Below are 15,631 nucleotides of genomic sequence, written 5' to 3' on the forward strand. Positions count from 1 at the left end.
CTCGTCAGCCGCTCTCGTCAGCCGCTCTCGTCAGCCGCTCTCGTCAGCCGCTCTCGTCAGCCGCTCTCGTCAGCCGCTCCTGGTGCCGGCGAATGCCGTGGCCACGAGTTGCCGCAGTTCGGTGAGACGCAGCAAGCGGACCGCCACGACGTACACACCGGCCCCCACGACACCGGCGGCGGCGAGCGAGACCAGGGCCCCGCTGAACCCGGACGCGACCAGCGGCGCGAGCACCGCGGCCGTCATCGCGCCGACAGCACCCGCGAGCGCGGCCGCCACCGCCACCCGCGCGTGGGTCCACACCAGCCGCCGGCCGTCGATACGCCCCAACCGGCGCCGCAGGGCAGCGGCCGCCGCGACCAGACCCACCGTGTACGCGGCCGCGTACGCCAACGGGATCCCCACGACGATGTCAGCGCTCGGCAGCAACCACGTCGCGGCGCCGCAGCCGGCCACCCCGACGACCGTCACCCCCGTCGTGATCAACGCGGGCGTCCTGGTGTCCTGCAGGGCGTAGAACCCGCGCTGCAGGATCATGTACCCGGCGAACGGCACCAACGCCACCCCGAACGCCGCCACCACCGCGCCCAGCAGACCGATCGCCGGCGCCGAACTGCGCCCGTGCGCGAACAGCACCACGACGATCTGCGGCCCGAGCACCAGCATCGCCGCCGCGACCGGCGCGAGCGCCACGACGGCGAGCCGGACCGCCCGCGACAGGTCCTCGGCGATCCGCGCGTGGTCCCGGCGCACCGCATGAAGGCTGAGCCTCGGCAGGATCGCCGTCATCACCGACAGGGCAATCACCGCGAACGGCATCTGAAACACCGCCAACCCCGTCTGGTACGCGCTGACCCCACCAGGCCCGCTCACCGACGCGACCCGCGTCGCGGCCGTCAGCAACACCTGCGCGGCGGCCACCGACAGCAGCACCCAGCCACCGAGCCGGGCGATCCGGCGGATGCCGATGCCCCGCGGGTTCAGCCGGGGCCGCAACGCGAAGCCACTGCGGGCCAGCGCCCACACCACCAACGCCATCTGCCCGGCGACACCCGCCGTGGTGCCGACCGCCAGCACCAGCAGGTGCGTCCGCGTCAACGACCCGATCTCCGTGGCACCACCGATGACCAGGTACACCACGCTCACCGCGATCACGATCACGCTGTACACCAGCGGCGCCCACATCGGCGCGGCGAACCGGCCCCGGACGTTGAGCACGGCACCGGCGGTGGCGCTGACGCCGTAGAACAGGATCTGCGGCAGGAAGAACCAGCTGAACACCACCACCAGGTCCCGCTGCGGCCCGGTGAACCCCGGCGTGTACACCTCCACCAGCCACGGCGCCGACACCATCGCCACCACGGTGACCGCCCCGAGACCGTAGAGCATCAACGTCAGCAGCCGCTGCGCGTAGACGACCCCGTCGTCGGGCTCCGTCAGCGCCGCCCGGGCCAGCAGCGGCACCACCACGCTGGCCATCGCGCCGCCGACGACAAGCTCGAACACGGCGTTGGGCAGCGTGTTCGCCACGTTGTAGCTGTCCAGGACCCGGCTGCCCAGCCCCAGCGCCGACGCCAGCACGACCAGCCGCACGAACCCGGCGGCCCGCGCCGCCAACGTCGCCAGCGCCATGCCCCGCCCCGCACGCCCGACGGAAGGTCCTTCAGCCATATGCACCTTCATAGCGCATCCACGCCCCGCACATGATCCCCAGCCGTCGGGACGTCCAGATACCGCGTCGTCGGCGCAACGGGCCGGCCGTCAGGGGCGGTGCAGACGACCAGAAGTCGTCCGTCGATCACGGGAAGAATCGACTCCGAGGGCAGGCAAAGCGCGCAAATAGCCCTATTCCGGACATCGGGCCGCCGGATCGAACGCCCCCGCCGCCGCGTTCCAGCCCGCCCTGACAAGCAGTCCGAAGTCGCAACGACGCGACATCGGGACGTTCCGGAGTGTGGGGGAGCGGGACGAACAAGGGCCACCCGCACCCCAAGCTGGAACCCGGGGTGCGCAGGCCGTCCGCACGGGCATCGGGGCAGTCCAGGGGCAGGGAAGCGGCACGAAAACGGCCTGGCAGGCGCCCGCCAGCACGGCCGGAGCACAGGCGCAACAGCCGGCGGAACCGCATCCCGGACCGCCGGCGACATCCATCCGGACGGCCCGGGATCGGGCAGTCACCTGGATCGTCGCGGCGTCCAACCGGCGGCGGGGCGCTCCCTCAGACGCACGGCTCAGCCGCCCCGATCCGCTACGGCCCCGTGATGGGCCAGTCACCTGGATCGTCGCGGCGTTCCGCCGGCGCCGGTGCGCTCCCGGGCGCACGGCCACCGGCGAAACGTCCAGCCGCACCGATCCGCGTTCACCACGGTCGAACCTCAGCGCAGATCCGCCAGACCACATCGGTCTGGCCGCCGACTTCCGCACCAGCCCGTCCCGGCAGCGCCGCCGACAGATGCCGCCGGCCATCGGACCCCGGCGCCGGCCGGCGCGGCGGGGGAGACGCTCAGGTCTCGGGTGGTCGTGGTCCGGGCGCCCCGTGCTCCACGCCTGGACCGCGACTTCCGCAAGTGCCACGCCGAGGCGATGTGGACTGCATCTGAGCCCGTGCTCCGCGCCCGGACCACGACGTCCGCAAGTGCCACGTCGAGACCACATGGACTGCATCTAAGCCAGTGGTCCGGGCGCCCGTGCTCCACGCCCAGGGCACGACTTCCGCAAGTGCTACGTCGAGACGACGTGGACTTCGTCCGAGCCCGTGCTCCGGGCGTGGAGCACGGGCGCCGGACTACTCGGCTTCGCGGAGCTCGGCGAGCCGGGCCTCGATCTCGGCCAGCTCCGCCCGCAACCGCTCCGCCTGCGACTCGGCCTCCGCCCGGGCCGCCGACACGATCTCCTCGACCGCCTCGTGCACCCCGGGGACGTCGAGCATCCCGACCATCTTCAACGCCTCGCTGGCCTTGATGACATACGGCTTCGCCAGGGACTTCGCGCCCTGGTTGGCCGCGACCGTCCACTCGCCGTCCGCATACGCCAGGGTCACCGTCAACCCCGCCGGTGCCTTCGGCTTCGGCGCCGCCTTCTTCGCCGGTGTCGCCCGCGGCGCGGGGATGCCCGCGGACTCCTTCACCGGCTCCTTCTCCTTCGTCTCCGCCGGGGCGGTCACCGGCTCCGCCGGCGGGGCGGCCGGGACGGGCTCGGCGGCAGCGTCGACCGGGGCAGGGTCGGTGGACGGCTCGACAGTGGACGGCGCGGGCACGGAGGTCTCCTCACGAGGTGCTGGAACGGCGGGGGTGCGACGCGCCGGCGCCGCCTTCGGAGCGATCTTCAGATCAGCGGGGGAGAACGGCAGCTCGTCCCGGCCGAACCGGACGACCACCCACTCCTCGGACAGTTCGGGGTCGGTCAGCTGCACGACCTGCCCCAGCTGCCCGGCGATCTGGCCGGCAGCCTCCGTGAACACGACCTTCGGCTTCCGGCCGGCCGCGAGGGTGTCCCGGATCTGCTCCAGCTCCACCGTCGACAAGCCCCCGGCCGCGGTCCGCGCGGCTACCATCGCACCCTCCTCAATCGAACATGTGTCGGAAACGTTCTACCAGTCGGGTACGACATTTTCCGAACGCGACACACCGTACGACATGATCTCGGGGTCAGGGCAGCTCGTCGATCTCCGCGTGCGGGTCGAGGGTGCGCAGCACTTCCGGACGATCCGTGACGATGGCCCATCCGGGTCGGGCCTGCGCACGACGCACCACATGAGCGGCCGCGACCAGAGCGGGACCGCCCTCTCCGGACAGCAGCGTGCCACTGTCCACGGCATCCGCCGCGGTCAGGTCGTCCACAACCACCACCGGCAGGCTCAGCAACACCTTGAGCACGACGTAGTCCTTCGGGGACGTCTGCGCCCACGCCTCCGCCAGTGCCGCCGCCGGCACCGCAAGGACCACACCCTGATCCACCGCGTGCCACACGATCGCCGAGCTGTACGGCGTCCCGGCCACGAACCCCAGAATCGCCGAACTGTCCAGGATGCGGCCGCCCACGGCGGTCACGACATCGGCCCGGCGGGTGCCACCCCCAGCACCTCACGCGCCCACGCGTGGTGCTCCGGGTCCATGCGCACCCCACGCCGCGCATACAGTTCGTTCAACGCCAGCAGCGCCCGGTCCCGGGCCAACCTGCCACGCACCGCCTCGGCGACATACGCCGACACCGACTCCGCGCCACCCGCGTCCACGAACCGCCGCACCGCAGCGGCCTCATCGGCGGGCATCGTCACCGTGACCCGCTCCTTGCGCACTTCACGCATACGCACAGGGTAGCGGCCGCATACGCTGATCACCTAGCGTCGCATCACCCGGACGGGGGACATTCGAGCCCACCTGCGCCGATATGGCATACCCGTCCGGTATTCCGTCACCGTCCGTGGTTGGCGTCTCCACCTTTCGCAGCCTGCCGCAGGAGCCGCCCCGCACGGTGCCGCCGGTGCTGCCCGTGCCGCTTGTCCAGGTGCATCGCCTCCAGCGCGGCCAGCAGGACCGGGCGCAGGGGATACCCGTCCTCGAGCCAGTCCAGGGCGTCGTACCCCTGGCACGAAGGGTCGGTAATGGCATACGCGACGACGTCGTCGAGACCCGGCTCCGCCTGCCACTGCCGCGCCGCCGCCCGCCACGGACCTCGGACGACGGACACGAGGACGTCGAGGCGTTCGCGCGCCGGGACGGCACGGCGGTGCGGCACGCCGACGACCCAGGCGCCGTCGCGCTGCTCGCCGAGCCAGTTGAACCGGTCGAGGCGTCGCACCGGTGTCCACCAGCCCGGCGGCGGGTCGTCGGGGCGCGGCACCCGCAACCAGGTCGCGGTCAGGTCGGCGCAGACGACGACGATCCGGCCGTGATGCCCAGCGATCTCGTGCCGGCAGCCTTCCGGCGCGGGCAAGATCTCGTCCAGCTGCACGCTGCCGATCGGGTCCTGGCCGCTGACGGGCGAGGGCTCGCCGGGTTCGACGTCGAGGCTGGTGACGCCGGTGTACTGGATGACCAGGTCCTCGTCGTGTTTCCACGGGTTGCCGGTGAACCGGATCCGGGAGCCGTCCAGCTCGCCGATGCTGAGGTCCTTGACGCAGCGCAGCCCGGCGAGGTCGTAATGGTCGGGGTCGGTCGCGAACCGGGCCGCGCCCGGCGGGAGGTCACCGGCGAGCTGCGGTAGGGCGGTGAGGTAGGCGCGGGCGTCGAACTGCTCCGCCACGACGTACCGCACTGTCCGTTGCCAATCCCGGGGAGAATGTGTTCGTGGATCCCACAACGCTGCACTGGGCGTCACGCCGGTATCTGATGACACGATACGACGAACTCAGCAGGGAGTACGGCCGGCTGCCCGACGACGCCCGCCGAACCGATGGCAAGCGGATCTTCCCCCGGTACAACGTCGTGGACGCCATGCTCGTGGAGGTTGAGCGACTCGATCCGGACCGGCTTCCCGGCGTCGATGTCGTGGCCGGCATGATGCTCGCGGCCGCCGAGCGTGCAAGGTCCCCGTTCACCGAGCCTCCGCACGGCGAGGTCGAAGCGCAGGTCATGGCCGATGAGCGTCGGCTCTTCGCGGTACAGGTGCGGCATTGGACGGAGCAGCCCGATCTCCGCGTCGACGCCGTCCCGTACCGGCGCGTGCTCACGCCCGAGGAATCATCAGCCTGGCGGACGTCGTCGCAGCGGCGATGGGGGGCGCGGGACGGCTGTTGGCACCCGATGCTGGGCAGTTCGGTTCCACGCGACGTGCTGGTGCTGACCGGGGAGTCGATGTGGGAGGACGACGCCGTTGAGCGGGTTCGCCGGGTGCTGCGGGAGCTGGGCCGGTCGCGTGTGGTCGAGCTGCGCGAGTACGGGGCCGATTATCTGCTGGATGTCGAGATCGTCGCACCGAGGTACACCGGGCCGGAGGGTCTGTGGACCGACGAGCACCACGATTGGATTGCCTACGCGTCCCACGAGGGAACCGTGGCGTTCGGCGGCGTACTGTCCGCCGGGCTCGCGGCGGCCTGGCCCGCGGTCGACAGTTGGCTTTGGCCCGGATGGCCGGCGCACGGACACGCGTAGCGTTCCGCTCCCGGTAGATGGTCGATAATGCACATTATGTCAACCGAAGCGGCGGGAAAGTGTCGTACGCCGGCGGTAGGTTGCTGGGCATGACGGGGATCGACTACACCACGCCGGGACCGCTCACCGACCTGTCCGCGGTGCCGCCTGCCGCGCTCACCGGGGTGCCGGCGGACGCGGAGGGCATCATCCGGCTCGCGCACACGCTCATCGTGCACCCCAGCGAGACGTCCGGCCTCGATCTGCCCGAGGAACGGTTCGCGGACAACCAGCTGCGGCACGCCGACCGGATCGTCGCGGCGGTCCTGCGCCTGGAGGACGACCCGCTGCACGTGCCACGCCCGGCGCCGCGGCGGGCCGTCGGCACCTGCCGGAACTTCACGGTGCTCGCGTGTGCGCTGCTGCGGTGGCGGGGCATCCCGGCCCGGGCCAGGTGCGGGTTCGGCACGTATTTCCAGCCGGGTCAGGGCCTGGACCACTGGGTCGTGGAGCACCACCGCGACGGCCGGTGGGTCCGCAGCGAGGTGCAGTTCGTCGCCGCGACGCTGGTGCCGCACCCGGAGGACCTCGCCGACGGGCTGTTCCTGACCGGCGGTGAGGCGTGGGCGGCGTGGCGGGAAGGCCGCATCGACGCGGCGCGGTTCGGGGTGCCCGGCACCGAGAACTTCGGGCCGGCGGAGATCCAGGGCAACGCGGTCCGCGACCTGGCCGCGCTCAACAAGGTGGAGATGCTGCCGTGGGACGAGTGGGGACGCATGGACGCCGCGTACAAGGGTGAGACCGGCGCCGACTATGACGAGCTGATGGACCGCATCGCCAAGGTGGCTGCCGGCGACGACCCGGCGGACGTCACCGGCCTGTATTCGGAGCCGGACCTGAAGGTGCCGGAGGCGCTGCTGCGCTGACGCCGACAAGACCCGGGCCAAGCGCGGAAGCAGGCCGGGCCGACGGAAGCGGCCGGGGTCGCGGGTGACTCTGTCCCGACCGAAGGGCGTGCCGGGCCGCCGCGACGGAAAGGGCGACCGGGCCGGCCGAGTAGGCCAGCTCGGCCCACTCGGCTTCGCGCTCGACGCGATCGTGAAGACCAGCTCGGCGCGCTTGGCTTCGCGCTCGACGCGATCGTGCGGTGGACACCCGCCACATCGACCTGACGGTCAACCGGCTGCGCGCCCAGGGCCACCCCGTGCACGACGAAGACGCCGCCCGCCTCTCCCCCGCTCCGGGTACATGTACATCAACCTGCTGGGCTGCGGCAGGCCGTCCCGTCCTCTGGTAGAGGGCAGCAGCGTTCTTACCAAGGCTTCGAACGGCGTCCTCGTCCTCGCAGATCGCCTTCAGCACGCGGTCGAGGAGAGCCGGCCACGGGTGTGCCGCTGCCCGTGCCAGGGTGAAATCGGGATCCGGTGGGCGCTGCTCGAACCCAGCCGAGGACGCCGTGCCGAGTCCGGAGCGGCACGGGCCACCCTGCGGACGCAGATCGCGCACCGATGAGGTTTCCGCGCCGCGCCCGTCTGTATGTACAAGAGCGACGCACGAGAGGCTGGCACGATGCGGAAACTGACCTTCGCCAGCCATGAACGTGACCCCGGACGGTTACGTCGCCGCGCCCGGCGACGACCTCAGCTGGAGTGGTGGACCGGACTCGTCACCGGGTGGGGGCGACGGGTCGAAGTCATCCCTGGCATGAAGAAGCACGCCGGCGGGGCTCATGACGCGGTGACTTCAGCGACCTGTCCGATCACAGTGTCAGGGGCAGGTCCAGCCAGGGTTTGTCGGTGGCGTCGAATCCGGTGAGCTCGGCGATCTTCCCGTCGACGATGTGCAGGACCGCCATGGTGAACAACCGGTACTCCGGGTCGTCGGGGGTGCGCAGGTACAGCACGGCCGCGGGCATGCGGTTGACCGTCGTGGTGATGCAGCGCCAGTCATCGTAGCCGGGCTGGAAGAGCCCACCGGAGACCCAGCCGTCCACCGCGTCCTTGGCCGTGACGGCCGAGGTGCCCGCCTCGGGCAGCATCACGAAGCGCAGGTCGTCGCGCAGCAGGGACATCAGCCCGTCGAGGTCGTTGCGCTCGTGGGCGTCGATGTACAACTTCACCACGCCGCGCTCGTCGTCGGACAGCTCGTGGGAGGCGGGTCTCCGCCAGTCGAGGCGGCGGTCGGGCAGCTGCTCGCGCATCGTCACCCTGGCCCGCTGCAGTGCGCTGGTCACCGATGCGACGGTCAGCTCGAGGGCGTCGGCGGCCTTCGGCGCCGGCCAGCCGAGGACGTCGCGCAGGATGAACACCGCCCGCTGCCGCGGCGGCAGGTGCTGGACGGCGACGATGAACGCCAGCTCGATCGTTTCCCGCGCCACCGCCGATTCCTGCGGGTCCTCGGGGAGCATCCCGTCGGGGAACGGCTGCAGGTACAGCACCTCGGAGACGTCCGCCAGCTCGGCCGGCACGGGTGTGCGGTCGTTGCGCTTCTTCAGGAAGTCGAGGCAGGCGTTCGTCGCGATCCGGTACAGCCAGGTCCGCAGGGCCGCGTGTCCCTTGAACGACGCCCGCTTGTTCCACGCTCGCAGGAACGTCTCCTGCGTCAGGTCCTGGGCGTCGTCGTAGTTCGCGAGCATCCGGTAGCAGTGCACCTGAAGCTCGCGCCGGTGGCGCTCGGTCATGAGCGCGAACGGCGCCGTGTCGTCCGAGCGGACCGCCGCGATGAACGCGGCCTCGTCGGCGCCCAGCGGTTTGGCGTCGGTCATGGTCAGCAATCCTTCCACCCGGTGCGAGAGGCTGACAGAACTGACGGCGTGGCGGAGGATTTCTGATCGGTGACGCCGCGCGACACGGGCGTCAGCCGAGCTCCTGGGCCAGCGAGACGATGATGCCCGCGGGGCCGCGGACGTAGCAGAGCCGGTAGACGTCCTGGTACTGCTCGACCGTGCCGATGAGTTCCCCGCCGTGGGCGCGCAGGCCGGCGACGGCGGCGTCGACGTCGGCCACGTTGAACATGATGCTGCGCAGGCCCAGCGTGTTGCCCAGGGCGTCCTTCGGCTCGGGGTTGATCACCGCCGGGTGGTGGAACTTCGTGAGCTCGAGCCGGCCGTGACCGTCCGGGGTCCGCATCATCGCGATGTCGACGCGGACGCCGTCGAGTCCGTTGACGCGGTCCACCCAGGGGCCCTCGATCGGTGCCTGGCCCTCCAGTTCCATGCCGAGTTCGGCGAAGAACCCGATGGCGGCCTCGAGGTCGTCGACGACGACGCTGACGTGGTGCAGCTGCGGGATCGTCACGGTAGTGCTCCTGATCTGTCGTGGCCACTGGTGTACGTGTACCCCAGGGACGGCGCCGGCGGCGCGTTCTGGACAGGTTCATCGAGGGTTTGAAGGTTTGGACTGGCTCGAGCATTGCAGAACGGCTGGAAGTTTCAACCGTTCGTTCAACGATACGGTTGAAGGAATGACAGCTGGATACGCCGCGACCGTCATGGACCTGCTTCCTGGGCGGCCGCGCCTGCTCGCGCTCGGTGAGCCCACCCACGGTGAGGATGCGCTGCTGCAACTGCGCAACGACCTGTTCCGGCAGCTCGTCGAGGACGAGGGGTACCGGACGTTAACGATCGAGAGCGACTGCCTGATGGGTCTGGTCGTCGACGGGTACGTCACCTCGGGTGCCGGAGGACTCGACGACGTCATGGAACGCGGCTTCAGCCACGGCTGGGGCGCGTATCAGGGGAACCGTGACCTGGTGCGGTGGATGCGCGGGTACAACGACGGCCGGCCGGGGCCGGAGCAGGTGCGCTTCGCCGGGTTCGACGGTCCGCTCGAGATGGCCGCCGCAGCGAGCCCTCGGGAGGTGTTCGCCGCGCTGCACGGGTACCTTGCCGCCCGGGTCGACGCGGGTCTCCTGCCGTGCACGGCGGCGACGCTGGACGAGCTGATCGGCGAGGACGGCCAGTGGACGGATCCGGCCGTGATGTGGGACCCGGCGAAGTCCGTCGGGCGGTCCCCGGACGCGGTGCGGCTGCGGCTGCTCGCCGATGAGCTGGTGGCGGCGCTTGACGAGCAGACCCCGCAGCTGATCCCGGAAAGCCGGGAAAGCGGAGACCGGGAGGGCTGGAACCGGGCGCGGCTGTACGCGCGGACGGTCACCGGACTGCTGCGGTACCACCACTGGATGGCCGACACCTCACCGGACCGTCTCGCGCGGCTGTGCGCGGCGCGGGACTCGATGATGGCCGCCAACCTCCTGGCCATCGAGGGCCCCGCACTGGCGCACGGCCACAACGGGCATCTGCAGCGGGTCAGGAGCGAGATGCGGATGGGTGGCGCGCTCCTGCGGTGGTGGGGTGCGGGTGCGATCGTCAGTGCGCACCTGGGTGAGCAGTACGGGTTCGTGGCCACGGCGGTCGGCACGATCCGGCACCGGGGTGTGGACGTGCCGGCGCCGGACACCGTCGAGGGGATGCTGTACGCGTCGCCGCGGCAGCGTCGTGTCGTGGACGCGCGGCGGTTCGCGGGTCTGGAGCTCACCGCCCGCCACTCCCCCTGGTTCGGTTACGCGCCGCTGGACCCGGCGCACGTGGACCGGGCGGACGGGATCGCCTTCGTCCGGGAATGCTGAACGGGACGGTGGGGCGACCGGTAACGCATAGACTGCCGGGTATGTCGGATGGGCTGGAGTCGTTGCTGGACGGGCAGTTGGCGTACTACCGGGCGAGGGCGCCGGAGTACGACGAGGTGTACGGCGAGCGGGCGTTCCGGTCCCTGACCGACCTGGTGGACGAGTTGCCGGTCGGTGGTGACGTGCTGGAGCTGGCGTGCGGGACCGGGCAGTGGACGGTGCGGCTGGCCGGACGGGCAGACCACCTGACCGCGGTCGACGGGGCGCCGGAGATGCTCGACATCGCGCGGCGGCGGGTCGAGGCGGCGGGGCTGACGGCGACGTTCGAGCAGCGGGACCTGTTCTCGTGGCGGCCGCAGGCACGGTACGACACGGTGTTCTTCGCGTTCTGGTTGTCCCATGTGCCGCCGCAGCGGTTCGCGGCGTTCTGGGCGGCGGTGGCCGGTGCGGTGCGGCCCGGTGGGCGGGTCGTGTTCGTCGACACCGACGCGGCGGAGCGGTTGACGGAGCGGGCGGCGCCCGGTGACCGGGCCACGGTGTTGCGCAGGTTGAAGGACGGCAGCGAGCACGAGGTCGTAAAACTCTTCCATGACGCTGCGGTGCTCGCCGCCGACCTGGCGAAACTGGGGTGGACCGCACAGGTGGACCCCGCCGACGGAGGGTTCATCAGAGGGGTTGCTAGGCTCACGGACAGGTCGGCACGGGACTAGGCATCCCGGGTCGGCGCCGGTTCGGTGAGCGTGCTGGAGTCCGACCCAACACGCTCCCACCAAAACCCGGCAGCGTCTACATCCCGACCACCGCGTGCAGCGAGTCGGGCAGGGTGCCGGGGTGCAGGACGCCGAGGCGCTGGGTGGCCCGGGTCAGCGCGACGTAGAGGTCGTTCGCCCCGCGCGGTGACTCCTCCACGATCTGGTTCGGGTCCACGACGATGACCCCGTCGAATTCGAGGCCCTTGGCCTGTTTGACGGTGAGGACGACGACCTTCGCGGCGAGTTCCGGTTCGTCGCCCACGGCGGCGTCGGGCAGGACCTTGAGCACTGCCGGTACAAGATCCGCGAACGACGAGGCGGGGAGGATGACGCCGAGCCGTCCGTCCCCGGCGAGTGCCGCCTCGGCCACGGCGGCCTCGGCGAGCGCGTCGGGCAGGCGGGCCGGTGCGGCGCCGCGGACCCACGGGTCGACGCCGGCCGCGCGGACGGAGCGGGGTGGCTCCAGGTCGGGGTCGATGCCGGCGAGGACTCCGGCGGCGACGGCCATGATCTCCGTCGGGGTGCGGTAGTTGACGGTGAGTTCCCGCAGCCGCCAGCGGCCGGGGACGTAGGGGTCCAGCGCGGACGCCCAGGACGCGGCGCCGCCGAGGTCGCCGGTCTGGGCGACGTCGCCGACGACGGTCATGGACCGGGACGGGCAGCGGCGCATGAGCAGCCGCCACGCCATCGGTGACAGCTCCTGGGCCTCGTCGACGATGACGTGACCGAACGCCCATTTGCGGTCGGCGGCGGCGCGTTCGGCGGGGGTGAGGCCGGAGGCCTCGTCCTGGCGGTCGGCGAGCCGGTCGGCTTCGAGCAGGTCGGTGACGGACAGCAGTTCGGGGTCGTCCTCGTCCTCGACGTCGATGGACCGGGATCCGAACGCGATCTCGAGGGCGCCTTCGGCGTAGGCGATCTGCCGTTTGCGTTGCCGTTCGGCGATGATCTCGCGGATGGTGTCGTCCTCGCCGAGCAGTTCCGCGGCCTCGTCGAGCAGCGGCACGTCGGCCGGGGTCCAGCCGGACCGGGCGGAGCGTTGCAGGGCGAGGGGCGCGCCGGCGCTGAGCAGTCGTGCGGTGGAGGCGAACAGGCCGGCGACCAGTTGCTGCGGGGTGAGGATCGGCCACAGCCAGTCCAGGGCGCCGAGGACCTCGGCCTCGCCGCGCAGTTCGCGGCGGATCTCGGCGAGGTCGGCCTCGTCGAGGATCTGCGGGTCGCCGGGGGCGTCGCCGCCGCCGAGGGGGTCGTCGGCGTAGGGGTCGATGCCGATGGTGTCCGCGACCAGCAGCGACAGCGCGTGGATGATCTCGGTGTCGAAGACGGGCCGGGCGAGGTTGTGCAGTTTCCCGGAGCGGCGGGCCCGGTCGCGGGCGTCGGCGATGACCTCTGGGTCGAGCATGACGGCGGCGCCGTCGAGGATGTCGAGGCGGATCGCGACGGCCTCGTCGGGGACGCGCTGGCGGTCCTGGACGGCGGTGGCGAGGACCTCGGCCATCTCGGCGCGGCCCTTGATCTCGGCGATCGTGGCGGGTTCGTCGGTGTGCGCGACGACGCCGGGGAACAGGTCGCCCATCGTGCCGAGCAGGACCCCGGTCTCGGCGAGGGACGGCAGGACCTGGCCGATGTAGCGCAGGAACGTCGGGTTCGGCCCGACGATGAGCACGACCCGCGAGGACAGCATCTGCCGGTGCGTGTACAGCAGGTACGCGGCCCGGTGCAGCGCGACGGCCGTCTTGCCGGTGCCGGGGCCGCCCTGCACCACCAGGACACCGTTGAGGTCGCCGCGGATGACGCGGTCCTGTTCGGCCTGGATGGTCTCGACGATGTCCTTCATGCGGCCGGTGCGGGACGCGTTCAGCGCGGACAGCAGCGCGGCTTCGCCGGCCACGCCGTCGTGGGCGCCGCGGCCGGTGTGGTGCGCCTCGGCGAGGTCGAGGACCTCGTCGTCGACGCCGGTGACGGTGCGCCGTTCGGTGCGGATGTGGCGGCGGCGCCGCACCCCCTCGGGTGCGGCGGCGGTGGCCAGGTAGAACGGTCGGGACGCGGGGGCCCGCCAGTCGATGAGCAGCGGCTCGTAGTCGTTGTCCTCGTCGAAGATGCCGATCCGGCCGATGTAGCGCACCTCCCCCGACTCCTCGAAGTCGAGGCGGCCGAAGCACAGGCCGTTCTCCACGGCGCTGTATTGGGCGATGCGGTCGGTGTACAGCGCCGTCGCTGAGTCCCGGTGGGAGCGGTCGGCGGGTGTGCCACCGCTTTGCAGCAACGCCCGTTGGAGTTGCTCCGACGCTTCCTCCCGCAGCGTGTCGAGGTGCCCGTACAGCATCGTGAGATGCGCTTGCTCAGATGCGAGCTCGGATGCGTTTGACAACCCGTCTCCAGTCGGCTAACATTTGGATCAGTCAGGCGCCTGTGGGCGCCTATTTTGTTGCTCGAACGCTCTACTCTACCTGCTACCGCGACAGTCTCCGGTACTGGCGGATGGACAGTGGCACGAAGACGGCCGTGAGAGCCGCCGGCCACAGCAGTGCCGGCCAGGTGGTGCCGCCGCCGGGGTTGCCGAAGAGGGCGCGGGTCGCGTCCGCGGTGGCGGACAGCGGGTTCCAGTGTGACAGCGTGCCGAGCCAGGTGGGCATGTCCTGGGGTGAGGCGAGCGCGCTGGACAGGAACGCGACCGGCCACACGAGGATCTGCACGGCGACGAGCAGTTGCGGGTTGCCGGACAGCAGGCCCAGGTAGATGCCGATCCACAGCACGGCGAAGCGCAGCCACAGCAGCAGCGCGACGGCGGTCAGGGCGGCGGCTGCGGAGGAATGCCAGCGCCAGCCGACGGCGAGGCCGCAGCCGAGCATGACGAGCAGTCCCAGCGCGGAGGTGAGCAGGTCGGCGACGGCCCGGCCGGTGACCTGTGCGGAGGGTGCCATCGGCAGGGACCGGAACCGGTCGGTGACGCCGCGGCCGGTGTCGGTGGCGATCGCGGCGAAGGTCGTCTCGATGCCGAACAGCATCGTCATCGCGTACATGCCGGGTAGGAGGTATTCGCGGTAGTCGCCGCCGCCGGCGACGCTCATGCCGCCGCCGAGGACGAACCCGAACATGAGCACGAGCAGGACCGGGAACAGCAGGGTGAGGACGATCTGGGCGGGTTGGCGGGCGAGGTGCGCCAGTTCCCGTCGCGTCATGACCCAGCCGTCGTGCAGCGCCCATTTCATGCCGTCGCCTCCGCTGCGCTCCAGCGCCGGCCTGAGCCGAAGCTGTCACGGGATGAGCGGCCCGAGCCGCTTCGCTGGCCGCTCATGCGCTCACCAGTTTCAGGAATGCCTCGTCGAGGGTGGGGCGGCGGATCGTGATGTCGTGCACGTCGGGCAGGCTCGCGGCGAGCGCGAGGGCGGCGACGCGGTCGTGGACGGTGACGGTGACGCGGTCGCCGTCGACGGTGACCGGGCCGAGTCCGGCGAGCCGGGCCGCGGCGGCGTCCGGAGCGACGGTGAGCACTTCGAGGCGGTCGGCGCCCTTCAGTGCGGCGGGGGTGCCGTCGGCGATGACCCGGCCGTGGTCGATGACGCTGATCCGGTCGGCGAGCTGGTCGGCCTCGTCCAGGTACTGGGTGGTGAGCAGGACCGTGGTGCCGTCCTCGACGAGCCGGCGCACGGCCGCCCAGACCTCGGCGCGGCCGTGCGGGTCCAGGCCGGTGGTCGGTTCGTCGAGGAACAGCACCTTCGGGGTGAGGATCATCCCGGCGGCGAGGTCGAGGCGGCGGCGCATCCCGCCGGAGAACCGGGTCGCGGGCTTCTCCCCCACGTCGGTGAGCCCGAACCGTTCGAGGAGCTCGTCGGCGCGGCGGCGGGCGGCGGCCGTCCCGAGGTGGCTGAGCCGGCCGAACATGACCAGGTTCTGCCGGGCGCTGAGCAGCTCGTCGACGGCGGCGTGCTGGCCGACGAGCCCGATCGCGGCGCGGACCCGGCCGGGGTGCCGCACGACGTCGTGCCCGGCGACGGTGGCCGTGCCCCCGTCGGGCCGGACCAGGGTGGCGAGGATGCGCACGAGGGTGGTCTTGCCGGCGCCGTTGGGGCCGAGCAGCCCGTGCACGGTCCCGGCGGCGACGGTGAGGTCGAGGCCGTCGAGGGCGGTGTGGTCGTCGTAGCGTTTGCGGATGTCCCGGACGTCAATCACGTTATACAGTGT

The 15,631-nt window shown here is 71.4% G+C and carries 14 protein-coding genes; 4 read left to right on the forward strand and 10 right to left on the reverse strand.

What is annotated here, in order from left to right:
* Nucleotides 1-69: 69 nt before the first annotated feature.
* The 5 genes from murJ to Dsi01nite_RS34010 all read right to left on the reverse strand — a co-directional run bounded on the left by murJ (nt 70) and on the right by Dsi01nite_RS34010 (nt 5,256).
* Nucleotides 70-1,632, reverse strand: coding sequence for a murein biosynthesis integral membrane protein MurJ (murJ, locus tag Dsi01nite_RS33990; protein WP_203850523.1), 1,563 nt, complete (start codon nt 1,630-1,632; stop codon nt 70-72).
* A gap of 1,153 nt (nt 1,633-2,785) precedes the next feature.
* Entirely contained in the window at nt 2,786-3,553 is a 768-nt protein-coding gene (locus Dsi01nite_RS33995) for a hypothetical protein (RefSeq protein WP_203850436.1), read from the reverse strand.
* 94 nt (nt 3,554-3,647) lie between these two features.
* On the reverse strand, nt 3,648-4,040 hold the full coding sequence (locus tag Dsi01nite_RS34000) for a hypothetical protein (protein WP_203850437.1): 393 nt from the start codon (nt 4,038-4,040) through the stop codon (nt 3,648-3,650).
* Between the two features lie 5 nt (nt 4,041-4,045).
* The gene (locus Dsi01nite_RS34005; protein ID WP_203850438.1) at nt 4,046-4,306 is read right to left on the reverse strand and encodes a ribbon-helix-helix domain-containing protein; all 261 of its coding nucleotides are present in this window, start codon (nt 4,304-4,306) and stop codon (nt 4,046-4,048) included.
* 107 nt (nt 4,307-4,413) lie between these two features.
* On the reverse strand, nt 4,414-5,256 hold the full coding sequence (locus Dsi01nite_RS34010; protein WP_203850439.1) for a hypothetical protein: 843 nt from the start codon (nt 5,254-5,256) through the stop codon (nt 4,414-4,416).
* 32 nt (nt 5,257-5,288) lie between these two features.
* On the opposite strand from Dsi01nite_RS34010, the gene Dsi01nite_RS34015 reads away from it, so the two are divergent.
* Entirely contained in the window at nt 5,289-6,092 is an 804-nt protein-coding gene (locus Dsi01nite_RS34015; RefSeq protein ID WP_203850440.1) for a hypothetical protein, read from the forward strand.
* An 89-nt stretch (nt 6,093-6,181) separates the two neighbouring features.
* A complete protein-coding gene (locus Dsi01nite_RS34020; protein ID WP_203850441.1) occupies nt 6,182-6,997 on the forward strand; it encodes a transglutaminase-like domain-containing protein in 816 nt (271 codons plus the stop codon).
* Nucleotides 6,998-7,830: 833 nt separating this feature from the next.
* Here Dsi01nite_RS34020 and Dsi01nite_RS34025 read toward each other — a convergent pair.
* Nucleotides 7,831-8,835, reverse strand: a complete 1,005-nt coding sequence (locus Dsi01nite_RS34025; RefSeq protein ID WP_203850442.1) for an RNA polymerase subunit sigma-70 — start codon at nt 8,833-8,835, stop codon at nt 7,831-7,833.
* A 91-nt stretch (nt 8,836-8,926) separates the two neighbouring features.
* Nucleotides 8,927-9,367: a VOC family protein gene (locus Dsi01nite_RS34030; RefSeq protein ID WP_203850443.1), complete on the reverse strand. Its 441-nt coding sequence runs from the start codon at nt 9,365-9,367 to the stop codon at nt 8,927-8,929.
* Nucleotides 9,368-9,533: 166 nt separating this feature from the next.
* Here Dsi01nite_RS34030 and Dsi01nite_RS34035 point away from each other — a divergent pair, with 166 nt between their 5' ends.
* Together Dsi01nite_RS34035 and Dsi01nite_RS34040 are read left to right on the forward strand one after the other, a co-directional pair.
* Complete coding sequence (locus Dsi01nite_RS34035) at nt 9,534-10,697, forward strand: erythromycin esterase family protein (protein ID WP_239136372.1); 1,164 nt, start codon at nt 9,534-9,536, stop codon at nt 10,695-10,697.
* A gap of 41 nt (nt 10,698-10,738) precedes the next feature.
* Nucleotides 10,739-11,407, forward strand: coding sequence for a class I SAM-dependent methyltransferase (locus Dsi01nite_RS34040; protein ID WP_203850444.1), 669 nt, complete (start codon nt 10,739-10,741; stop codon nt 11,405-11,407).
* A gap of 76 nt (nt 11,408-11,483) precedes the next feature.
* Here Dsi01nite_RS34040 and Dsi01nite_RS34045 read toward each other — a convergent pair whose 3' ends face one another.
* The 3 genes from Dsi01nite_RS34045 to Dsi01nite_RS34055 form a co-directional block, all read right to left on the reverse strand.
* Nucleotides 11,484-13,817, reverse strand: a complete 2,334-nt coding sequence (locus tag Dsi01nite_RS34045; RefSeq protein WP_505661195.1) for a HelD family protein — start codon at nt 13,815-13,817, stop codon at nt 11,484-11,486.
* A gap of 82 nt (nt 13,818-13,899) precedes the next feature.
* Nucleotides 13,900-14,658, reverse strand: a complete 759-nt coding sequence (locus Dsi01nite_RS34050) for an ABC transporter permease (RefSeq protein ID WP_203850446.1) — start codon at nt 14,656-14,658, stop codon at nt 13,900-13,902.
* An 82-nt stretch (nt 14,659-14,740) separates the two neighbouring features.
* Complete coding sequence (locus Dsi01nite_RS34055) at nt 14,741-15,628, reverse strand: ABC transporter ATP-binding protein (RefSeq protein WP_203850525.1); 888 nt, start codon at nt 15,626-15,628, stop codon at nt 14,741-14,743.
* Nucleotides 15,629-15,631 lie beyond the last annotated feature (3 nt).

The organism is Dactylosporangium siamense (assembly GCF_016862795.1).
Taxonomy (GTDB): Bacteria; Actinomycetota; Actinomycetes; order Mycobacteriales; family Micromonosporaceae; genus Dactylosporangium; species Dactylosporangium siamense.